This is a genomic window from Streptomyces hypolithicus, from assembly GCF_052934925.1.
Genome location: NZ_CM128811.1, coordinates 5,797,085 through 5,818,765 on the forward strand (window position 1 = coordinate 5,797,085; position 21,681 = coordinate 5,818,765).

14 protein-coding genes and 4 pseudogenes are annotated in these 21,681 nt (G+C 72.0%); 9 read left to right on the top strand and 9 right to left on the bottom strand.

Annotated features, from left to right (window positions below):
• Window positions 1-1,923 carry a helix-turn-helix domain-containing protein gene (locus tag ACU6WZ_RS27375; protein ID WP_447030852.1) on the top strand — a complete coding sequence of 641 codons (1,923 nt, stop codon included), beginning with the start codon at window positions 1-3 and terminating at the stop codon, window positions 1,921-1,923.
• Window positions 1,924-2,003: 80 nt separating this feature from the next.
• Here the strand turns inward: ACU6WZ_RS27375 and ACU6WZ_RS27380 are convergent, their stop codons facing one another.
• The gene (locus tag ACU6WZ_RS27380; RefSeq protein ID WP_447030853.1) at window positions 2,004-3,401 is read right to left on the bottom strand and encodes an MFS transporter; all 1,398 of its coding nucleotides are present in this window, start codon (window positions 3,399-3,401) and stop codon (window positions 2,004-2,006) included.
• 278 nt (window positions 3,402-3,679) lie between these two features.
• Here ACU6WZ_RS27380 and ACU6WZ_RS27385 point away from each other — a divergent pair, with 278 nt between their 5' ends.
• Complete coding sequence (locus ACU6WZ_RS27385; RefSeq protein WP_447030854.1) at window positions 3,680-4,117, top strand: hypothetical protein; 438 nt, start codon at window positions 3,680-3,682, stop codon at window positions 4,115-4,117.
• A gap of 110 nt (window positions 4,118-4,227) precedes the next feature.
• On the opposite strand, the gene ACU6WZ_RS27390 is transcribed toward ACU6WZ_RS27385, so the two are convergent.
• The 3 genes from ACU6WZ_RS27390 to ACU6WZ_RS27400 all read right to left on the bottom strand — a co-directional run bounded on the left by ACU6WZ_RS27390 (window position 4,228) and on the right by ACU6WZ_RS27400 (window position 9,601).
• Window positions 4,228-4,515, bottom strand: coding sequence for a hypothetical protein (locus tag ACU6WZ_RS27390; RefSeq protein ID WP_447030855.1), 288 nt, complete (start codon window positions 4,513-4,515; stop codon window positions 4,228-4,230).
• 65 nt (window positions 4,516-4,580) lie between these two features.
• Window positions 4,581-7,022, bottom strand: a complete 2,442-nt coding sequence (locus tag ACU6WZ_RS27395; protein ID WP_447030856.1) for an ATP-binding SpoIIE family protein phosphatase — start codon at window positions 7,020-7,022, stop codon at window positions 4,581-4,583.
• Window positions 7,019-9,601: a SpoIIE family protein phosphatase gene (locus ACU6WZ_RS27400; RefSeq protein WP_447034282.1), complete on the bottom strand. Its 2,583-nt coding sequence runs from the start codon at window positions 9,599-9,601 to the stop codon at window positions 7,019-7,021. The genes ACU6WZ_RS27395 and ACU6WZ_RS27400 overlap by 4 nt, the downstream gene beginning before the upstream one ends.
• A 267-nt stretch (window positions 9,602-9,868) precedes the next feature.
• Here ACU6WZ_RS27400 and ACU6WZ_RS27405 point away from each other — a divergent pair.
• Together ACU6WZ_RS27405 and ACU6WZ_RS27410 are read left to right on the top strand one after the other, a co-directional pair.
• Window positions 9,869-11,755: pseudogene (locus ACU6WZ_RS27405) on the top strand (glycoside hydrolase family 3 protein); the annotation flags it as partial.
• A gap of 9 nt (window positions 11,756-11,764) precedes the next feature.
• Complete coding sequence (locus ACU6WZ_RS27410; RefSeq protein ID WP_447030857.1) at window positions 11,765-12,880, top strand: LacI family DNA-binding transcriptional regulator; 1,116 nt, start codon at window positions 11,765-11,767, stop codon at window positions 12,878-12,880.
• A 109-nt stretch (window positions 12,881-12,989) separates the two neighbouring features.
• On the opposite strand, the pseudogene ACU6WZ_RS27415 reads toward ACU6WZ_RS27410, so the two are convergent.
• Window positions 12,990-14,078: pseudogene (locus ACU6WZ_RS27415) on the bottom strand (DUF1996 domain-containing protein).
• 37 nt (window positions 14,079-14,115) lie between these two features.
• Window positions 14,116-14,433, bottom strand: a pseudogene (locus ACU6WZ_RS27420) (discoidin domain-containing protein); the annotation flags it as partial.
• On the opposite strand from ACU6WZ_RS27420, the pseudogene ACU6WZ_RS27425 reads away from it, so the two are divergent.
• Window positions 14,421-15,387 (top strand): annotated as a pseudogene (locus ACU6WZ_RS27425) (family 1 glycosylhydrolase); the annotation flags it as partial. The pseudogenes ACU6WZ_RS27420 and ACU6WZ_RS27425 sit on opposite strands and share 13 nt — an antisense overlap.
• Before the next feature lie 69 nt (window positions 15,388-15,456).
• Here ACU6WZ_RS27425 and ACU6WZ_RS27430 read toward each other — a convergent pair.
• From ACU6WZ_RS27430 to ACU6WZ_RS27440, 3 genes are read right to left on the bottom strand one after another with little or no spacing between them, the layout of a single operon-like run.
• Window positions 15,457-17,556, bottom strand: a complete 2,100-nt coding sequence (locus ACU6WZ_RS27430; protein WP_447030858.1) for a xanthine dehydrogenase family protein molybdopterin-binding subunit — start codon at window positions 17,554-17,556, stop codon at window positions 15,457-15,459.
• Window positions 17,553-18,560 (bottom strand): FAD binding domain-containing protein, encoded by a 1,008-nt coding sequence (locus ACU6WZ_RS27435; RefSeq protein WP_447030859.1) that lies wholly within the window; start codon window positions 18,558-18,560, stop codon window positions 17,553-17,555. The genes ACU6WZ_RS27430 and ACU6WZ_RS27435 overlap by 4 nt, the downstream gene beginning before the upstream one ends.
• Window positions 18,557-19,099 (bottom strand): 2Fe-2S iron-sulfur cluster-binding protein, encoded by a 543-nt coding sequence (locus ACU6WZ_RS27440; protein WP_447030860.1) that lies wholly within the window; start codon window positions 19,097-19,099, stop codon window positions 18,557-18,559. The genes ACU6WZ_RS27435 and ACU6WZ_RS27440 overlap by 4 nt, the downstream gene beginning before the upstream one ends.
• 134 nt (window positions 19,100-19,233) lie before the next feature.
• On the opposite strand from ACU6WZ_RS27440, the gene ACU6WZ_RS27445 reads away from it, so the two are divergent.
• The 4 genes from ACU6WZ_RS27445 (at window position 19,234) to ACU6WZ_RS27460 (ending at window position 21,636) form a co-directional block, all read left to right on the top strand.
• Complete coding sequence (locus tag ACU6WZ_RS27445; protein ID WP_447030861.1) at window positions 19,234-19,647, top strand: VOC family protein; 414 nt, start codon at window positions 19,234-19,236, stop codon at window positions 19,645-19,647.
• Between the two features lie 70 nt (window positions 19,648-19,717).
• On the top strand, window positions 19,718-19,894 hold the full coding sequence (locus ACU6WZ_RS27450) for a hypothetical protein (RefSeq protein WP_447030862.1): 177 nt from the start codon (window positions 19,718-19,720) through the stop codon (window positions 19,892-19,894).
• A 128-nt stretch (window positions 19,895-20,022) separates the two neighbouring features.
• Window positions 20,023-20,187: a CsbD family protein gene (locus tag ACU6WZ_RS27455; RefSeq protein ID WP_447030863.1), complete on the top strand. Its 165-nt coding sequence runs from the start codon at window positions 20,023-20,025 to the stop codon at window positions 20,185-20,187.
• A gap of 384 nt (window positions 20,188-20,571) precedes the next feature.
• The gene (locus ACU6WZ_RS27460) at window positions 20,572-21,636 is read left to right on the top strand and encodes an FUSC family protein (RefSeq protein WP_447030864.1); all 1,065 of its coding nucleotides are present in this window, start codon (window positions 20,572-20,574) and stop codon (window positions 21,634-21,636) included.
• Window positions 21,637-21,681 lie beyond the last annotated feature (45 nt).

A 21,681-nucleotide genomic window follows, 5' to 3' on the forward strand; every position in this document is an offset into this window, starting at 1 on the left:
ATGTCCCACGATCAGCCGCCGAACGGCATCGAAGTGCCGTACCTGGAGCTCCTCGCGCGGGGGGCCGCCGCCGATGCCTACGAGCGACCGGTGCTGGTCGCCCGCGCGGACGGCGCAGGCCCCGAGACGCTCGCCGCCCTGGAAACCGCGAAACTGCACGCACTGCGGGTACGCGCCGAGCTGGAGGGCCGGCGACGCCGCGAGGCCGAGCTGTCCGCGCTGTACGAGACCGCGCACGACCTCGCAGGGCTGCGCGATCTCGACGCCGTACTCGCGGCGATCGTGCAGCGGGCCCGCTCGCTCCTGGGCACGGAGGTGGCGTACCTGAGCCTCACCGACCCGGTGGCCGGTGATACGTACATGCGGGTCACCGAGGGGTCGGTGTCGGCGCGCTTCCAGCAGGTGCGGCTCGGCATGGGGGAGGGGCTCGGCGGGCTGGTCGCCCAGACCGCCCGCCCGTACGCCACCGAGAGCTATTTCGACGACCCCCGTTTCCAGCACACCTGGACGATCGACTCGGGGGTGCGCGACGAAGGCCTCGTCGCCATTCTCGGCGTTCCGCTGACCCTCGGAAGCCAGGTGATCGGGGTGCTCTTCGCCGCCGACCGCCGGGCCCGCGTCTTCGAACGCGAACAGATCGCGCTGCTCGGCTCGTTCGCCGCCCATGCCGCGGTCGCCATCGACACCGCGAACCTCCTCGCGGAGACGCGCTCCGCGCTCGCCGAACTGGAGAACGCCAACGAGATCATTCGCGACCGCAGTGGCGTCATAGAGCGTGCCTCGGACGTACACGACCGGCTGAGCGAACTGGTGCTGCGCGGCGGCGGCGTCCACGACGTGGCGAGCGCCGTGTCCGAAGTGCTGGACGGGACCGTCGAGTTCACGGAGTCGCTCCACGAGCCGGCGGCGGCAGACGGTCACGCGGTGCGCCGCGGCGACGACTGGGTGGCCACCGTGTCGGCCGGCGGCGAGGTTTTCGGTGCGCTCGTCCTGCGCGGCCACCTTGCCCTGGACCCGGTCGACCAGCGCACGCTGGAACGTGCCGCCATGGTGACGTCGCTGCTGCTGCTGGCCCGGCGCTCGGCCGGCGAGGCGGAGCAGCGCGTACGCGGTGAACTCCTCGACGACCTGCTCGACGCCCCCGACCGTGACCCGCGGCTGCTGCGCGAGCGGGCCGCCCGGCTGCACGCCGACCTCGACGCTCCCCATGTGGTTCTCGCTGCCCGCACCGAGGCGCCGCGGTCGGCCTCCGTCGAGCGCGAGAGCGCGGACCGCAGGCGACTGTGGTCAGCCGCCTCCCACCTTGCGGCAACGCGCCACGGTCTCGCGGCGGCCCGCGACGGCGGCACCGTACTGCTGCTCCCACTGGGCAGCGCGGACAGCGCAGCAGCGGTGGCCCGCAAGACGGCGAAGCACCTCGGCAGCGCGTTGCGCGAGCCCGTCACCGTGGGGGCCTCGGCGGCGATCGACGCGCCGGCGGGGCAGCGCGGCGCGGTCGCGGGAGCGTACGAGGAAGCACGCCGCTGCGTCGACGCCCTGCGACTGCTCGGGCGTACCGGAGAGGGGGCGGCCTCGGAGGACTTCGGCTTCCTGGGACTGCTGCTCGCGGACAGCCGTGACGGCCGTTCCGGCGGCGGCATCGAGGTCTTCGTACGCCGTACCATCGGCGAGGTCGTCGAGTACGACCGACGCCGGGGAACGGACTTGGTGCGCACCCTGGGGGCGTACTTCGCGTGCGGGATGAGCCCGGCACGGACGAAGGACACACTGCACGTTCACGTGAACACTGTGGCGCAGCGGCTGGATCGCATCGCACGGCTGCTGGGCTCCGACTGGCAGACACCGGAGCGTGCCCTGGAGGTGCAGTTGGCGCTGCGTCTGCACGCGCTGTCGTCGGCCGTGACGCGACAGCCGCAGGGATAGAAAAATCCGTGCACGGGAACGGTAACCGACCGTTCCCGTGCACGGTGCTTTCCGTACCTTCCGCCCGGCAGCCGACTCGGTCAGACAGTGTGGGCCGTACTGGCTTCGGCCGTCTTTACGCCCGACCCGTCCGCGTCCCCGGAGCCTCCCGCGCCGATGTCGCTGAGGTTTCGGTGGCGGGTCTCCTTGGCGCACGCGATCGCGACCACCGTCAGGAGCACCGCGGCGATGACGTAGAGAGCGATCGGAGTGGAGGAGCCGTAGTCCTTGAGCAGGGCCGTGGCGATCAGCGGCGCCGGTGCGCCGGCCGCGACCGAGGAGAACTGCGCACCGATGGAAGCGCCCGAGTAACGCATCCGGGTCGCGAACATCTCCGAGAAGAAGGCCGCCTGCGGCGCGTACATGGCGCCGTGGAAGACGAGCCCCACCGTGACGGCGAGAAGCAGGCTGCCGAAGCTCCGGGAGTCGATGAGCATGAAGAACGGGAACATCCACAGGCCGACCCCGACCGCACCGATCAGGTACACCGGCCGGCGGCCGATGCGGTCCGACAGGGCGCCCCACGCCGGGATGACGGCGAAGTGGATGGCGGAGGCGATCAGTACCGCGTTGAGCGCCGTCTGCTTGCTCAACTGTGCCTCGACCGTGGCGTAGACGAGGATGAAGGCGGTGATGACGTAGTAGCTGATGTTCTCGGCCATGCGCGCACCCATGGCGATCAGCACATCGCGCCAGTGGTAGCGCAGCACGGCCACCAGCGGCATCTTCTCGGCGACCGAGGAGGCGCTCCTGCGGGCCTCGGCCTGCGCCCGGGCCGCCTTGAATACCGGGGATTCATCGACAGAGAGACGAATCCACAGGCCGACGATGACCAGCACACCCGACAGCAGGAACGGTATGCGCCAGCCCCAGGCGAGGAACGCCGCGTCCGACATCAGCGCCGTCAGCGCCGACAGCACACCGGTCGCGAGAAGCTGGCCGGCGGGTGCCCCGGTCTGCGGCCAGGAGGCCCAGAATCCACGCCGCTCGGCGTCCCCGTGCTCGGACACCAGCAGCACCGCCCCACCCCACTCGCCGCCGAGCGCGAAGCCCTGGACGAGCCGCAGCACCGTGAGCAGCATGGGGGCCGCCGAGCCGATGGCCGCGTGCGTCGGCAGCAGACCGATGGCGAAGGTGGCGCCGCCCATCAGCAGCAGGCTCAGTACGAGCAGCTTCTTGCGGCCGAGCCGGTCGCCGTAGTGTCCGAACACGAGTGCCCCGAGCGGCCGGGCGGCGAAGCCGACCGCGTACGTCAAGAAGGCCAGCAGCGTTCCGACGAGCGGGTCGGAGCCGGGGAAGAAGAGCTTGTTGAAGACCAGCGCGGCAGCGGCGCCGTACAGGAAGAAGTCATACCACTCGATGGTGGTCCCGATGAGACTCGCGGCGACGATGCGCTTGAGGGAGCTGGGGGTTGGCGGAGCGGATGCCGAGGCAGCCATGGTCACCACTTCCGGACAGTTGGCGGGGACGTTTCGTGTCGGCACAACCTAGGAAGGTGCAGGTCAGAGGCCCATGTGGTGGGACACCATAGTTCTTGGAGCTGGTGTGCGTGCCGCCACTATGCGTGGCCACTGACTGTTGGAACGAGACCACCGCGAGGCGCGTACCGGTCAGCGGGTCGCGCCCCGCGTGGCCTCGCCAACAGCTGCGGGCCGTCCGTCACCCGTGTGGCGGCACGGGTGTGGCGTTGTGACCGCCGCAGGGCAGGTGGATGAACATGAGTGAAGAGCAGGACGGCCGCGACGCGGCGCACCGGCGCCCCGGGGGCGTCGACGATGCGACGGTGAAGGCCCTGGGAACACTTTCTGAGGCGCTGGAGACGGTGGAGCAGGCACGAGGCCACCTCTACGCCTTCCATCAGTTGACGGGTGGCGCCGACCTCACCCTGGGCCGTGCGGTCACGCAACTGCGCGAGGCCGGCCATCACGAGCAGGCGGACCTGGTGGAGCGGGAGATCGTCGGGCGCAATGTGATCCCCGGTCACTGGACGTTCCAGATCATCGAGGGGTACAACGCGACCTACTACCGACCCTTCGCGGAGGTCGAGACGCGGGTGAGACATGAACTGGCACAGGGCCGGCAGCATCTCTACGAGGCCGAGATGAAGGAAAACCGGCGCACCCACGGCCATCCCGACCACACGCCACGCCCCTGACCGGGGCGCCAGGCACCAGGCACGGGTCAGGGGCTACGGCGCACGGGGCCACGGGGTACGGCGCACGGGCCCCGGCCCACGCGCCGGCCCCGGCCCGTGCACGCCACCAGCTATTCGATGCCGCTCACCAGCCCGGTGGCGGGCGCGACCAGGCCGGTGACCTGATGCAGCTGACCGAGCTCGTTCAGCTGACCGAGCTTGCCGAGCTGCTCGGTGACGCCGGGCACGTCTGCCCGCCGGTCGGCGGGCAGGGCGCTCGCGCCCAAGGAGTTGAGTTCGTCGGGCACGGACAGAATCTGCGGACTTGAGGAGGCAGCGGCGGTCGCGGCCGGGGCCGCGAAGGCCGATACACCGGTGGCGAGGGCGATCACGGCGAATACGCTCTTGGCTTGGATCATGCCCGGAGCAACGGCTGACGCGGCCCGGTGGACACGGCCGCCCCTCGCCGCTCACCCCGACAGGGTCAGGGCAGCCCCGGAGGCAGCGCCTGTTCGGCCCAGATCGTCTTGCCGGTCGTCGTGTAGCGCGTACCCCACTGCTGGGTCATCTGGGCGATGAGGAACAGGCCACGGCCGCCCTCGTCGTCCCCGGCGGCCCGGCGCAGATGCGGCGAGGTGTGTCCGGAGTCGGAGATCTCGCAGATCAGGGTCCGGTCGCGGATCAGCCGCAGCTGAATCGGCCCCGAGGCGTACCGGATGGCGTTGGTGACCAGTTCGCTGATCACCAGCTCGGTGGTGAAGACCAGCTCGTCCAGCCCCCATTCCGCGACCTGGCCGGCGCCCGCCGCCCGCGCCAGTCCCACGACCTCCGGCTCGGCGGTCAGGTCCCACACGGCCACCTGGTGCCGGCCCAGCATGCGCGTCCGTACGAGAAGCAGCGCGGCGTCGTCGTCCACGGGCCCCGGCAGCATCGCCTCGACGGTCCGGTCGCACAACTCGCTCAGCGGACGGCGGTGCTCGGAGAGGATGGCGCGCAGCCCGTCCAGCTGCTCGTCGGCCCCCTGGTCACGGCGGCCCTGCACGAGGCCGTCGGTGAACAGTGCGAGCAGACTGCCTTCCGGCAGCGCCAGTTCGGCCGTCTCGAAGGGCAGGCCCCCCAGCCCCAGCGGCGGACCGGCAGGCAGATCGGGGAACGTGACGGAGCCGGTCGCCGGGTCGACGACGGCCGGCGGGGGGTGACCCGCCCTGGCCATCCGGCAGATGCCGTTCACCGGGTCGTACACGGCGTACAGGCAGGTCACCCCCTGCGCCTCGTCGTACGGCAGCTCGTCGCCGTCACCGGTGCCGGGTGCCCGCTCGTTGGCGGCCTGCATCACCAAGTCGTCGAGCCGTGAGAGGAGTTCGTCGGGGGCGAGATCCAGGTGGGCGAGCGCCCGTACGCTCGTGCGCAGGCGGCCCATGGTGGCCGCCGCGCGCAGACCGTGACCGACCACATCACCCACGACCAGGCCGACCCGGGTTCCCGACAGGGCGATGACGTCGAACCAGTCACCTCCGACCCCCGCCTTACTGTCCGCCGGCAGGTAGCGGTGCGCCAGCTCCACGCCCGTCAGCTGCGGCAGGGCCTGCGGCAGCAGGCTGTGCTGGAGCATGAGCGCCGCCGTGTGCTCACGTGTGTAGCGTCGGGCGTTGTCGATCGACACGGCGGTACGCGCCACCAGCTCGTCGGCGACCGCGAGTTCTCCGGGCTCGAACGGGCCGGTGTGGCGGTCCCACACGAACGTCACCACACCGAGCGTGGCCCCCTCGGCGCGCAGCGGCACCGCCAGTGAGGCTGGTTCCCAATCCTGTACGGCGCGCCCCGCGGCGAGGCTGCGCGCCTGCGCCGAGCCGGGCGCGTACTCGACCCGTTGCCGCCCCGTGGCCCCGCCCTCCCCACCGGCGCCGGGCCGCGCCGCCGATCCGGTCCTGGGATCTCCCCACAGCCGCACCACCTTTCCGTCCGGCCGCCGTTCGGGCGCTGGGCCGGACGGGGGGCCGGGCGCGGGCTGATCGCCTTCCAGAACCGCCTCGAAGAGATCGACGGTGACCGCGTCGGCGAACTGCGGGACAGTGACCTCGGAGAGTTCCTGCGCTGTGCGGGCCATGTCCAGCGTCGTACCGACCAGTCCGCCCGCCCGCACCAGGAGGTCGAGGCGCTGCTGCGCCAGGTAGGGGGCGGTGATGTCCACCGTCTCCTCGCACACGCCCAGCGAGGCACCCGAAGCGTCCTGAAGCAGGTAGTACGAACACGACCACACATGGTCGCGCTCGGGGTCGACCGGCGGCCGGCCCCGATAGTTGAGATCCTTGACGGGCTCACCCGTGTCGAGCACCCCGCGCATGGTCTCCCGCAGCGTCTCCGGGTATCCGGCGGACAGCACCTTGCCGTGGGTGACCATGTCGTCCGGGCCCAGACCCGTGTAGGTGGTGTCAGCCATCTCCAGGATCAGGGCGGAGTTCGTCCAGACGGCCCGCAGATCCGTGTCGTAGATGGCCAGGCCCATCCCGGACTGGGTCGCCAGCCGTCGGAGCATCGCCTGCAGGGCCTCCCACTGCTGCATCTCTTCGGCGTCGGCCATCGCCAGCAGCCGCCCAGGACCCGAACCCGCCTGCGCCGGGGGCAGCGGCAGCAGCGCCGCCGCCACCCGGACGACGTGCCCGTCCCGGTGACGCAGCCCCAGCAGCCGGGGCCGGGGCTGCTCCGCGCCGGCCACGCCGGCGTGGTCCAGGTCAGCGTCGGTGCCGCCCTCAAGGAGGGCACCGACGGGCCGCCCGATCACGTCCCGCAGGGGGTGTCCCAGCAGCGCCTCCGCGGCCGGGCTCCAGCCCACGACCGTGCCCCGGGCGTCCAGCACCACGGTGGCCGCCCTGAACACGTCGAGCGGGGCGCGGAAGCCGCCGTCGCCGGTGGTGACCCCGCTCACGGCCGCTGCCCCGTCGTCGGGTGCCCGTCTGCCCACCGGGCGGCGAGCAGCAGTGCGATGTCGTCGGGCCGGTCGGGGGTCTGCCTGGCCTCGCGGATCAGCCGGTCGGCGATCTCGGCGAGCGTGGCCGGGCCGGGTTCCGACAGGGAACCGCGCAGCCGTTCGATGCCGTGGTCGATGTCGGTCCCCGGATGCTCGATCAGTCCGTCCGTGAACATGGCCAGTACGGCGCCCGGCTCCAGCCGTAGACGCGTGACCGGGTACCCCGCCTCGTCGGCCACCCCGAGCACCACACCGCCGGGCAGGTCCAGCACCTCGGTCACTCCGTCGGGATGGCGCAGCAGCGGCTGCGGGTGGCCCGCCCGTACGGCCTCGGTGGCTCCCGTCACCGGATCGAGGACGACGTAGCAGCAGCTGGCGAACTGGCCGGGATCCAGATCGATCAGCAGCCGGTTGGTGCCGTTCATGACCTGCCACGGGTCAAGGCCGCTGAGCGCGAAGGCGCGTACGGCGCTGCGCAGTTGGCCCATGGTCGCGGCCGCCGAGACACCGTGGCCCTGCACGTCGCCGATGACCAGGGCCAGGCCCCGCTCGGTCTCGATGACGTCGTACCAGTCACCGCCGACCTCCATGCCCTGGGTGCCGGGCAGATACCGCGCGACGGTGTCGATGTGCTCGAACACGGGCAGCCGATGGGGAAGCAGGGCGCTCTGGAGACCGCGCGCGAGGGCCGCCTCCGAGTCGTAGCGCTGCGCACGCTGGAGGGCCTGCGCGATGAGCCCGGCCAGCGCCGTCAGGACGGTGCGCTCCTCCGGGCTGAAGCCCCGCGGCTGGTCGAAGCCCAGGATGCAGGAGCCGACCGGCCGGCCGGAGGCGATCAGCGGCAGGAAGGCCCTGGCACCGATGTTGGCGTCCATGGGGATGCCGGGATACGCGGCGCCGAGCCGCTCCATGGACTCGAAGAAGATGGGGCGCCCGGAGGTCAGCGTCTCGACGCCGGGCAACCGGGCGTCCAGTGCGACCCCGTCGAAGCGATCCAGGAAGCCGCCCGGGAAACCGGTCTCCCAGGCCAGGTAAAGATGCCGTTCCTTCAGCAGGTAGATCGCCAGCTGACGGCCACCGAAGGCCGGCAGCAGCTCCTCGGTGACCACGGCCGACACCTGGCGGGCCGTGACCGCCTCCGTCAGCGCTATGGCCAGTGCCACGGGGCGGTACAGCGACGACGCCCGGTCCGCCGGGGAGCCGAGGCCGACGCCCGGCCTGGTGACCGAGCTCGGCGTGTAGAGGGGGTTCTCGGACGGGGCGAGCGTCGCCGTGAGGCCGTCGTGGCCGGGGTAGAGCGACACCGAGAGCCACTCCGTGGGGGAGTGGCGGGCCTGGAAGTGAACGGAGTCGTGGGAGATCAGCGCCGCCCGCAGGTGATCCTGGTACGCGGGATGCGCGAACCACGGCAGGACCTCCCACAGCACACCGCCCACCAGATCGGTCCGCGGGTGCCCGAGCAGCGTCTCCACACTGTGGTTCACATACGTGATCCTGCCCAGCCGGTCCAGCGAGAGGATCGCGCGGGGAAGCCGGTCGGTCGCCTCCGCGACGACCGGCCCGATGCCGAAGTCCACCAGGAATCCGGTCACGTGCCTGGCCGGACCGGTACCGGAGGGGCGTGCCCTGGCCGACAGTTCCAGCAGGTGCGGCCGCCCGTCGGGCCCACGCAGCCGTATCCGGCGCGCCGCCGGCCGCCCGGACGCCGTCGTGTGGTGGGCCACGGCCCACAGCCCGTACACGTCCTCGGGGGACAGGCGCGCCGCCAGCGCGTCGACGGTGCCGGGAAACGTCCCGGGGTCGGTGCCGAGGATGGCGCACAGCTCGTCGTCCGCGGTGACCGCGCCGGTGTCGAGGGACCAGTCGAAGTATCCGATCCGCACTGGCGGGGTGGTGACCGCGGGCAGCTGGACGCACACCGGTTCCCTCTCCCACTCGACGGTGGTACCGGCCGCGCTCAGCTGCGACAGTTCGGTGGCGAGCCGCCGCGCCGTCTGTTTCAGCCGTCGGCCGTCGGCCTCGTCGACGGCGACTCCCGGGGTGGCCGCACGCAGTACCACCAGCACCCCGAACTTCTCCGCGCCGTCGCTGACGGGCATATAGAGCGAGCCGAACGGGAACGGCAGCCCCGCCATGAGCTGAGGGAACCTCCGCATGGCCTCCTCGGCGTCCGCCAGGAGCACGGCATGGCCCGACCGGTATGCCTCGGCGACCGGGAAGGGGCGGTTCACATGCATGCGCCACCAGGGGCGGAACAGTTCACCGGGCAGCCCCGCCAGCACGCCGACCCGCAGCAGTCCGCCGATGCCGGTACGCAGGTAGACGCCGCCGGCGTACCCGCCGACCGACTCGATCGCGCTGACCGTGGCCTGGGCGAGCACCAGAGCCAGCTCGTCCGGGACCCGGCCGCCCAGATCCGTATCGCCTGCCATCGCCCCACTCTCGCTCGGCGGTGCGGCCCGGGCTGCGGTGCACTGCTGTCCCGCGCCGCACCGGGTCACACAGCAAGGATGCTCCCAGGACGGCGCGCCGCGCATCTCCGTGGGGGCCGTGTGCTCCGCCGTTGCCGCGCCGTCGTTGACAAAAGGACTGGCCGTCTGGAACATGCTTCTCGGAGAGCGCTCTCCGAGGGCGCGGGGGAGAGGCGGACGCGTGACAGAGGAAGACCTCGCTCGACTGCTGGACAAACTGGACCTCGGGCAGAAGGTGCGCCTGCTGACGGGGTCCAGCACCTGGAGCACCCACAGCGAACCGGCGGTCGGCCTGGAGGACATGACGGCCTCCGACGGGCCGGCCGGTGTGGGGGCTTCGACGGCGTCGTCGTCTCCGACTGGGCCGCGGTGCGGTCCACCGAGGCGTCCGCCCTGTCCGGGCAGGACCTCGTCATGCCGGGGCCCCGAGGGCCGTGGGGCGCGGCCCTGGAGCGAGCGGTCCTCGACGGGGCCGTCCCGGTGGAGGCGGTCGACGACAAGGTCAGGCGCCTGCTGCGGCTCGCCGCCCGGGTGGGAGCGCTCGACACAGCGGGCTCCGGGCGGGAGCCTGCCCCCGCCCCAGCACCCGCCCCCATCGCTCCGCAACACCCCGTCGACGTGAGGAGCCTGCTGCGACGTACGGTCGCGGCCGGTTCCGTGCTCCTGCGCAATCGCGACGACCTGTTGCCCCTGGATCCCACGGCTCTGCGTACGGTCGCCGTGCTGGGCGCGCACGCCACCCGGCCGAGGGCGCAAGGCGGCGGCAGCGCCGGGCTCTTCCCGCAGCACGTCACCACGCCGCTCGACGGCATCCGCGCGGAGCTCGCCGGCCGGGCGCACGTCGTCCCCGCCCCGGGCCCGGTCGTCGACGCCCCGCCACCGCTCGGTTCCAAGGGCCAAGCCTGCCGCGACCCCCTCAGCGGCCGGCCCGGCGTGTTGCTGCGCGTGCTCGACGCCGAGGGCCACGAACTGGTCGCGGAACACCACCTGACGGGACGCCAGCTGGAGCCGCCACTGCCACCCGGCGCCCACACCGTGGAGCTCAGTGCCCTGCTCCTGCCGGACGCCGATGGCACCTGGACGTTCGGCGTCGGCGGCTACGGCCGCATGACTCTGACCGTGGACGACCGCGTCCTGGTCGACGGCGACTTCCCGCGTGACACCGACGACCCGGCCGTCGTTCACGTCAACCCCCCGTGCCACTACGGGCACACACACCTCGCAGCGGGCCGGGCGGTGCACGTCGTGGTGCGACGCGAACTCGCCCATGACACCGGCCGCGCCACCCTCGTGACCGCGCGGCCCCCGGCACCGGATCCGGCGGCGGCCGTCGCCGAAGCGGCCGAAGCCGCACGGAACGCGGATGTGGCCGTCGTGTTCGTCGGCACCACCCAGGACAGCGAGTCCGAGGGGCATGACCGCGAGAGCCTGGGACTTCCGGGCCCGCAGGGCGACTTGGTACGGGCGGTGACCGCGGCCAATCCGCGCACGGTGGTCGTCGTGAACGCCGGCGGCCCGGTGGAGCTGCCGTGGCGCGAATCGGCCGCCGCGGTGCTGGTGACGTGGTTTCCCGGCCAGGAGGCGGGCACCGGCATCGCGGATGTCCTCTTCGGGCGGGCCGAGCCCGGCGGCCGGCTGCCCACCACCTGGGGGGCGGCGCTCGGCGACGTACCTGTCACGGACACGCGCCCCGCCGACGGTGTGCTCGACTACGCCGAGGGGCTCCACATCGGCTACCGCGCCTGGCTGCGCGAGGAGCGCGAGCCGGCGTACTGGTTCGGGCACGGCCTCGGGTACACGACGTGGGCGTACGACAGCGTGGCGGTCCGGGCCGCGTCGTCCGGCGACGCCTTCACCGTCACCGTCCAAGTCCGCAACACGGGCGAACGGTCCGGCCGGGAGGTGGTCCAGGTCTACCTCGCCAGGCCCGGTTCGGCCGTGGAGCGGCCCCACCGCTGGCTGGCCGGATACGCCGCGGTCGAGGCCCGTCCGGGCGAACGCGCGACCGCGAGGATCCCGGTCACGGCGCGGGCGCTGCGGCACTGGTCTGCCGAGGACCACGGCTGGTGCGTGGAGCCGGGTACGTACGACGTACGGGTGGGGCCGTCGGCCGGCGAGCTCCCGCTGACGGCCGTCGCCGAACTGGAGCCCCGTCCGTACGCCGCTGACCCGACTCCCGGCTCGGGAGAGCGCTCCCGCGTCGGCGGTTTCGGCCGGTAGGGTGCGGTCATGACCAGACAGGCGCCCACCCTTGAGGACGTGGCCCGGGCGGCGGGCGTCTCCCGGGCGACCGTCTCCCGTGTCGTCAACGGCATCCGTAACGTCGATCCTGCCATCCGTGAAGCGGTCCGCGAAGCGATCGGGCGGACCGGATACGCCCCGAACCGCGCCGCCCGGACGCTGGTGACCCGGCGCGCCGAGACCATCGCGCTGGTGGTCTCGGGCGCGGGCGACGACACCGGGAGCAATGACACCGGGAGCGACGACGCCGAGACCGACACCGGGAGCGCCGACACCGGCACCGACGCGTCCACCGGAGGCGACAACGCCTTCGCGGCCCGCGTGCTCGCCGACCCCTTCTTCGGCCGCGCGGTCAGCGGAGTCGTCGGCTTCCTGCGCCCGCGCTCGGTGTTCCCGGTGCTGATGTTCGCCGAGTCGGAGCCCGCCCGGCAGCAGGTTCTGACCTACCTCCGGCAGGGCAGCGCCGACGGCGCGCTCGTCTTCTCGACCCACGCGGAGGACCCGCTGCCCGCCTTGCTCGCGGCCGAGAGCGTCCCCTGCGTGCTCTTCGCCCGCCCGGCGATGCCCACCGCGCCCCTCACCTACGTCGACCTGGCGCACCGGGACGGCGGACGGCTGGCCGCCGAGCACCTGCTGGCTCGCGGCTGCCGGCGGGTTGCCACCGTCGCCGGGCCGCTCGACCTGCCTGCGGCCCAGGACCGGCTCGCCGGGTTCCAGGACACGATGGCGCGCCGTGGCCACCCGTACATCCCGATAGCGGAAGGCGGCTTCACGTTCGACAGCGGGGCGGCGGCGATGACTCGGCTGCTCGCCGAACACCCGGAGATCGACGGGGTGTTCGCAGCCAATGACCTGATGGCGCAAGGTGTCTGCCACGCGGTCCGGGAGGCGGGCAAACGCGTACCCGAGGACGTGGCCGTGGTCGGATTCGACGACTCCAGCGCCGCGGTCGGCTGCCGGCCGCCGCTCACCACAGTCCGGCAACCGGTGGAGGAGATGGCGGCGGCCATGGCCCGGCTGCTCCAGGAGCAGATCGAGGGCAAGCTGACCACCCCCACCTCGCTGATCTTCGAACCGGAACTCGTGCTCCGCGCCTCGGCCTGAGGCACACCGCTGCCCGGTGCGTCGGCGGGAAAGCCGGCGCACCGGGCAGTTGGTGCCGTGTTGGTGCCGTGTTGGTGCGGCGAGAACTACTCGTTGTGCGACCCGCCGGTCACGGCAGCCGGTACTCCGCGTTCAGTGCGGCCCCCGCGCCGGGATGCGCCTGGTCGTAGCCGCGGGCGTCACACTGCAGGCCGCCCACCACGCAGTGATCGACCATCGCCTTGAGAGTTCGCTCGTCCCACGCGTTGAAGAAGTCGTAGTGGAACGAGTAACCGCGCCCGCTTGCCAGCTTCACGGTCGACATGTCGCCGTCCGCCGGGAACGCCATCTTGAATTCGACCATGGGCAGCGCCACCGGGTGGCTGGTCGGACAGACGTTGTTGTTCGTGCCCGCCTTGACGATCGGATACGCCATGTGGCTCTGGTGGTTCGGCGTGTCCAGATGTGTGCCGTTCCAGCAACTCGGCGCCTACATCCGCAGGTTGAGCTGACTGCCGTGCGGGCAACTCTGCGGGATGTCGACGTTGCCGAAGCTTTCGCCGCACTCCCAGCCCTCGACCCAGCCCTTGTGGTTGCGGAACTCCTGGGCGCTCTGCACGGGATTGCCGACAACGAACCGCAGTCCCTTGGGGAACGGTCGCACGCTGGTGTAGTCGGTGACCCCCGCCTTGTAGTAGATGACCTGCGGCCCGACCGGGAGGATCTTCTGCTCCCCCTTGTACAGGGAGGGCATCCAGTACGCCGAGGAGTCGCCCGGCGCCTTGCAGGAGGTGGCACCGCCGGACAGGGACGCCGTGGTGCTGCCGGCGTTCGTCGTGGTGTTGCCCATGAACGTGTGGTCGTGGGACTTGCCGGGCTGCCCCGGGTAGACGATCGGGTCGTCCGGTTTGGTGTGGGTCACCGAGCAGTTGGCCTGGAACTCGTGGAAGTAGCGGGGCGCCGGTTCCCTGTCGGACGGTGTCACGCCGGTGACCGGCGGGTTCGCCGGTATGTAGCCGTCGCCGTCCGGGTCGTCGCCCGACGACAGCACGGACGCTGCCATGGTGTGCCCGGAGTGGCCGGCCGGCGCGGACGCCTGCCGGGTCGCGGACGACGGATCGGGGTCCGCCGCCGTGGCGATCGAGCCGACGCCCAGCAGGGTGGCGGCCAGGGCCGTGGTGACCAGTAATGCGGAGAAACTCTTCGAACTGGCTCTCATGGGAGACCTCCTGAGGTTTTGGTCAGGATCGGATGTGTCAGCTGTAGACGCCGAACTCGAACAACGAGTAGCCCCAGCCGGTGCCGCGCGCGGTGAGGTGCAGCCGCACATGGCGGGCGGTCGCCGTCACGTCGATGCTGTCGATGTCGCCGTTGCCGGTCGTCGTGGAGTGCACCGAGCACCAGGTGTTGCCGTCGTCCGACACCTGCACCTCGTAGGACTTGGCGTACGCCGGGTCCCAGACGAGCTGGATCTGGCGGATCGGCTTCGGCGCCCCGAGGTCCACCTGGATGTTCTGCGGGTCGCTCCAGTCGCTGGCCCAGCGGGTGGTGGTCTTCCCGTCGGTCGCGTTGGACGCAGCGGGAGACCGCCGAGCGCTTCGCCTCGTACGCGTCCGTGGTCGCCGGCGCGCTCGGTGACCGCGTGCAGCACTGGGCGACCCTCAACGAGCCGCTGTGCTCCGCCTGGATCGGCCACCTCGAAGGGAAGATGGCCCCCGGTCTCACCGACATCACCGCCGCTGTCCGCGCCTCCTACCATCTGCTTCTCGGACACGGCCTCGCCACGCAGGCCATCCGCGCCGCGTCTGGCGGCCCGTCCCTGATCGGCATCGTCAACAATCTCTCCACCGTCGAGCCCGCGTCCGCGTCCGCCGCCGATGTCGCCGCCGCGCACCGCATGGACGGACACACCAACCGCTGGTGGCTCGACCCGGTCCACGGCCGCGGCTTCCCCGCCGACATGATCGACGTGTACGGCGTGGACCTGCCGGAGCGGGCCGGCGACCTGGAAACCATCGCGCAGCCGCTGGAGTGGCTGGGACTGAACTACTACTTCCCGGCCGTGGTGACCGACGACCCCGGCGGCCCCCAGCCGTATGCCCGCCAGATCCGCCGGCTCGGCGTCCCGCGCACCGGCATGGACTGGGAGATCGACGCGAGCGGCCTCGAAACCCTGCTGATGCGCCTCACCGACGACTACGGCGCCCGTAAGCTCTACGTCACCGAGAACGGATCCGCCTACCCCGACGCAGTCCTCGCCGACGGAACGATCGACGACCGCGAGCGCACCCAGTACCTCGGCGAGCACCTCGCCGCCTGCGCCCGCGCGGCCCGCCGGGGCGCCCCCCCTGGCCGGCTACTACGCCTGGTCGCTGCTGGACAACTTCGAGTGGGCGTACGGCTACGACAAGCGCTTCGGCCTCGTCCACGTCGACTACAAGACGCAGCGCCGCACCATCAAGGGCAGCGGCCACCACTACGCCGGCGTCATCCGCGGCCACCGCGCGGGCGAGGTCCGCGCGGCCTGACGGACCCCGGGCCGCCCGGCAGCGCTCTCCGCCGCCGCGCGGCCCGGCAGTTCATGCCGTTCGTCCCGCTCATCCCGTCAGATGCGGCAGCAGCCTGTCCGGTGTCAACGGCAGCTCGCGCAGCCGTACTCCGACCGCATGGTGCACGGCGTTGCCGATGGCCGCAGCCGTGCCGACGTTGCCGATCTCCCCGATGCCCTTGCTGCCCATCGGGTTCAGATGGGGGTCGTCCTCTTCGAGCCAGTGCGCCTCGATCGAGGGAATGTCCGCGCAGGCCGGGACGTGATACGACGCCAGATCGCTCTCGGCCCAGTCCCCGAAGGCCGGGTCCATGGTGCTGTGCTCGGTCAGCGCCATGCCCAGGCCCATGACCATGCCGCCGATGAACTGGGACCTCGCGGTGCGGGCATTGAGGATGCGCCCGGCGGCGTAGACGCCGAGGAGGCGGCGTACGCGGACCTCGCCCGTCACCGTGTCGACCTGGACCTCGGCGAAGTTCGCTCCGAAGGCGTGCCGCGCGTACGGCGACTCCTGCCCCGCCTCCTCCTCGGTGTCCGCCGCCACGGTCACCCCCTCCGCGGGCAGCGGTCCCGTGAGATCCTGAAGGCGCCCGGCGAGAGCCGCGCACGCCTTGTGTACGGCCCAACCCCACGACGCCGTGCCGGAGGAGCCGCCGGCCAGCGGGGCCGCGGGCAGCGCGCTGCTGCCGATCTCGATGCGTACCTTCTCCAGCGGCGTGCCCAGTGCGTCGGCCGCGATCTGCGCGAGCACCGTGCGGGCGCCGGTGCCGATGTCCGTGGCGTTGGTCCGGATCACATACGTGCCGTCGGGGGCGGCGTGCGCGGTGGCGGAGGAAGGGCTGACGAGCACCGGATAGGTGCTCGCGGCCACCCCCGTGCCCAGCAGCAGGTCCCCCTCGCGGCGGACACCGGGACGCGGGTTGCGCTGCGGCCAGCCGAAGCGCCGGGCACCCTCCCGCAGGCACCCGGCCAGATTTCGGCTGCTGAAGGGGTTGCCGCTGTCGGGTTCGGTGTCCGGTTCGTTGCGCAGCCGCAGTTCGACCGGGTCGACACCGGCGGCGGTCGCGAGTTCGTCCATCGCCGACTCCAGGGCGTACATCCCCGAGGCCTCGCCGGGGGCGCGCATCCACGAGGGCGTCGGCACGTCCAGGGCGGTCACCCGGTGCACGGTGCGGCTGTGTGGCGAGGTGTACATGGTGCGTGCCGGGACCGCGGCCTGCTCCACGAACTCCTTCACCGTGGAGGTCCACGTGGTCACCTCATGGGCGAGCGCTGAGATGACGCCGTCGGCGCCCGCTCCCAGCCGCACCCGCTGCAGGGTCGGCGCGCGGTGGCCGACGACGGCGGGCAACTGCCTGCGGGGGAGCGCCAGCTTGACGGGCAGCCCGGTGTGCAGCGCGGCCATGACCGCCAGCACCACGTGGGGGCGCGGGGTGCCCTTGCAGCCGAACCCGCCGCCGACGTGCTCGGAGACGACGGTGACCTTCTCCTGCTTCAGATCGAACATCGAGGCGAGCGTGGCCTGGACCGTGGTGGCGCCCTGACTGGAGTCGCGCACGAGCAGCTGCCCGTCCTTGAAATGCGCGGTGGCGGCGTGCGGCTCCATCGGGTGGTTGTGCAGCGCCCCCATCGTGTACGTCACGTCGACCTGGACGTCGGCGGCTGCGAACTCCGCGTCGAAGTCGCCCCGCTCACGCACTCCGGGATGGCCCCCGTTCGCCTCGTCCGGGGTGTAGAGGCCGGGATGGCCGGGGGTGAGTCGTACGTCGTGCTCCTCGCTCGCGTACTCGATCCGCAGCGCCGCGGCGCCGGCCCGGGCGTTCTCCAGGGTGTCGGCGACCACGAGGGCGACGTACCAGCCCCGGTGCGGCACGCGGTCGTTCTGGAGAAGGGCGAGCGTCGCGTCGTCCGGTTTCTCGACACGCGGCGCGTTCTCGTGGGTGAGGACGGCGTGCACACCGGGCAGGGCCAGTACGTCGTCCGTGTGCACGGCGGTGACGCGGCCCCGTGCGACGGCGGCCGGCACCGGCCACGCGTGGGCGCAGCCGGCGGGCGTGTGCTCGACGGCGTACCGCGCGGCGCCCGTGACCTTGTCGCGGCCCTCCCGGCGGACGGCGTCGGTGCCCAGCGATGTGGGTGCATGGCTCATGACGGTTCCTCACGTCCTTCGGTGCGGGCGGCGAGCCCCGTCAGCACGCTCACGGCGAGATTGCGGGCGAGCCGCACCTTGAAGCCGTTGTCACGCAGCGGCTCGGCCGCGGCGAGCTCGGCGTCGGCCGCCCGGGCGAAGCTGTCCTCGGTGGCGGGCGCCCCGCGCAGCACCTCCTCGGCAGCCCGGGCCCTCCAAGGCCGGTGCGCCAGCCCGCCGAAGACGAGCGACGCGTCGGTTACGGCGCCGTCCTCGACGCGCAGCACGGCGGCGACGGAGGCCAGTGCGAACGCGTACGAGGCACGGTCGCGGGCCTTGCGGTAGGCGGAACGGGCGCCCGGCAGCGCGGGCGGCAGCGACACGCCGGTGACCAGCTCACCCGGACGGATCACCGTGTCGTCCTGGGGGCGCTCACCCGGCAGCCGGTGGAAGTCCGCGGCCGGCACGGTGCGGGCGCCCTTGGGGCCGCGCAGGTGCACCGTGGCGTCGAGGGCGGCCAGCGCCACCGCCATGTCGGAGGGGTGGGTGGCGACGCAGTGCGGCGAGTGGCCGAGCACCGCGAGATCGCGGTGGACCCCCTCGCGGGCCGGGCAGCCCGAACCCGGGACGCGCTTGTTGCACGGCTTCGAGGTGTCCTGGAAGTACGGGCAACGGGTGCGCTGCAGCAGATTCCCCGCGGTGGTCGCGGTGTTGCGCAGCTGGCCCGAAGCGCCGGAGAGCAGCGCCTGCGACAGGACGGCGTAGCGGCTGCGGACGGCCGGGTGCGCTGCCAGGTCGCTGTTGCGCACGGCCGAACCGATGTGCAGCGCTCCGTCGGACGTCTCGTCGATCCCGTCCAGCGGTAGACGGCTCACGTCGATGAGCACGGCGGGACTCGTCACGCCCAGCTTCATCAGGTCCACCAGATTGGTGCCGCCACCGAGATACTGCGCCCCCGGATGGGCGGCGAAGGCTTCTACGGCCTCTCCGGCGCTCTGTGCGCGCACGTACCCGAAAGGTTTCACCGTGCCACCTCCTCGATCGCGTCCACGATGCGCGGGTAGGCGCCGCACCGGCACAGATTGCCGCTCATCCGTTCCCGGATCTCGTCCCGGGTGAGGGTGGCCGGACCGCTCGGGGCCGCTTGGTCTCCGGTGACGTGGGACGGGTGCCCTTCGGCCGCCTCGGCCAGTACCCCGACGGCCGAACACACCTGGCCCGGCGTGCAGTAGCCGCACTGCAGGGCGTCTCGTGCCAGGAACGCCCCCTGCACCGGATGGAGCTGGTCGCCGTCGGCCAGCCCCTCGACCGTGGTGAGGTGCGAGCCGTCGTACGCGGCGGCGAACAGCAGACAGCTGTTGGCCCGCCTCCCGTCGACAAGCACGGTGCACGCACCGCACTGGCCGTGATCACACCCCTTCTTCGCCCCGGTGAGGTGCAGATGCTCGCGCAGCGCATCCAGGACCGTGGTGCGGTGGTCGAGCGTCAGCGTGTGCGGCGTGCCGTTGACGTGCAAGGTGAGGACGGCGCTGTGCGCCTGTCCCGGCCGGCTGGTGGACTCCACTCGGTGACGCCTTTCGGTCGTAACACATGGCTTGCGGTCATTCCTACCAACATGTCGTCGATCGTGCGGTTCGGTTGGGCTGGCCGGGGCGGGGTAGTGGTCCGGTGCGAATCCGCGAGAACAGGGAGGTTGGCATGCCCATCGCCACGTACTGTCTGGTGGCCCTCGACTGCCCCGATCCCCAGGCGCTATCCGGCTTCTACGCCGCGGTGCTCGGAGGGGAGGTGAAGCGGGACAGCGAGGGGGACTGGTACGACCTGTACGTCCCCGGCGGTGCCCGCATCGCCTTCCAGCGCGCACCCGGCTTCCGGCACCCGGACTGGCCCCGGGCCGACGACAACTCGCAGCAGATGCATCTGGACTTCGACGTCCCCGACGTGGAGGCGGCCGAGGCGCAGGTCATCGCGCTCGGCGCCACCCCGCTCGATCTGGAGGACGACGGCGGCAAGCGCGGCTTCCGGGTGTACGCCGACCCCGCCGGCCACCCGTTCTGCCTCTGCCGGGCGCAGGGCCCGGCCGCTCCCGGACAAGCGACGGCCGGGGTGTGAATGGCCCCGCGACGGACGGGTACGTGCTGTGCGCGGCCCACCGTCTCGCCGGGCCGCCGGAGGAGGACTCGTGACCAACCCGCAGACGGAAGACCCTGAGGAGAACGGCACACCGGTGCCGAGGGACCCTCCGGACCAGCAGTCCGAAGGGGCCGCCGACGCCGAGGACCAGAATCCACCCCGCCCCGGCGCACCGGACGACCGTGAACCGGAGACCGACCCGGCCCCCGACGAGTCCCCGGGCTGACCAGACTGACCAGGCGCGCGACCGGATCCGTCGGAAGGGTGGAATATCCCGGATTGCGGCCCTGGGGGGACCGGAGCAAGGTGGGGATCAGTCCAGTCACCCCGGATCTCTGTGGAAGGAACACCGCTGTGAGCAAGGCGAAGGCGAAGCAGGTCAAGGGCAAGCTGAAGGAAACCGCCGGCAAGGCGGGCAAGGACGATCAGATGCAGGCGGAGGGCCGCGGCGAGCAGATGACGGGTAAGGCCCAGGAAGCGGCCGAGAAGACCCGCGACAAGGTCAAGAAGCACCGCTGACAGCCCGCAGGCGAACGGGCCGCGCGCCCTCAGGGCCGCGCGGTCCGTTCGCCTGTCCGCGGTGACTGCGCAGACGGACCATGAAGCGCGGCTGTACTCAATGTCGACGGGGACCTCGCCGACACAACCACCTGCACGTGACGTGCAGGTGGCAGGCGTTGCGCCAGGCCGGGCACGACGGTTTGACGGCGCCGTGCAGGGAACGCGTGCAGTGTCGTAGAGCGTAGACACCGACCCGGAGGCGTGGCAGTGACAGGCAGTGAACCACCATCACCCGCCGGTGGCGGCGGACCCGGACGCCTGCGGCGGTCACTGACCTGGGAGGCGTCCACGGTGTGGCGTGCGGGGGCCCGGGCCGCGAAGAGCGCGGGCCCGGAGCGGGACGTGGTCACGCAGTCCCTGAAGGCCGCCGCCGCAGCGACCCTGGCCTGGGCGCTGACCGGCTGGTGGTGGAACGCCCCCATGGCACTGATGGCCCCGTGGACGGCGGTCGTCCTCGTGCAGAGCACCGTCTACCGCTCCCTGCGGTCCGGCGTCCAGCAGCTGGTCGTGATCGCCATCGGCACCGTCCTGGCGGCGGGCGCCGCCAATCTGACCGGCAACACGATGGCCGCCATGGCCCTCGTACTGCCCGTCACCGTTCTGCTCGGCAACTGGACACGCTTCGGCGAGCACGGCCTGTACGCCCCGACGACGGCGCTGTTCGTGCTGGCGTACGGGTCGTACTCGGGCATCGACATCCTGCACCGGCTCTTCGAGTCGCTCGTCGGCGCGGTCATCGGCATCGCGGTGAACGCACTGATCCTGCCGCCCGTTCACCTGCGCAGCGTCCGGGACTGCCTCCAGCGCCTCCCCGCGGACAGCGCCGATCTGCTGCGCGGTTCGGCCGCGGAGGTGCGGGAGGGCCTCGACCCGCAGAAGGCCGAGAACCGGCACGCCCAGGCGCGACGCCTGATGGTCACCCTCTCGGACCTGCACGACGCGCGCGGGTGGACCAGGGAGAGCTACCGCCTCAATCCGGGCAGCCGGATGCGCCGTACCGGACCGCGACTGCCGCCGGTCCAGTGGGACTACGCGTGGGGACGCATCGCCGACCCGCTCGTGTCCCTCACCCGCGCGCTCGTCCGTACGGTCAGCGACAATCCCGGGTGCCCCCCGCTGCCGGGCCCCGCTCAGGGCCACCTGGCGGATCTGCTGGAGGCGGCCGGCGACGTATGCGCGGCGGACCGCAACATCCTCGGAGGGAACATCCTGGGCGCACGGGAGGAACGTGCCACGGCTCTGGACGCCGCCTGGGCGGCGCACGCGCAGCTCAAGGCGCAGCTGCTGGAGCAGGACGCCGATACGGCCACCTCGGTCGGCGGTCTCCTCGCGGAGTGCCAGCAGCTCCTGCACGAGCTGGCGCCCCTGCAGGCCGAGTCCCATCCATCGGCATATCGACGTCCGTAGGCGGGTAGAAAGCCGCATTCGGGGCACCGGCCTGTGGAGAGGCCT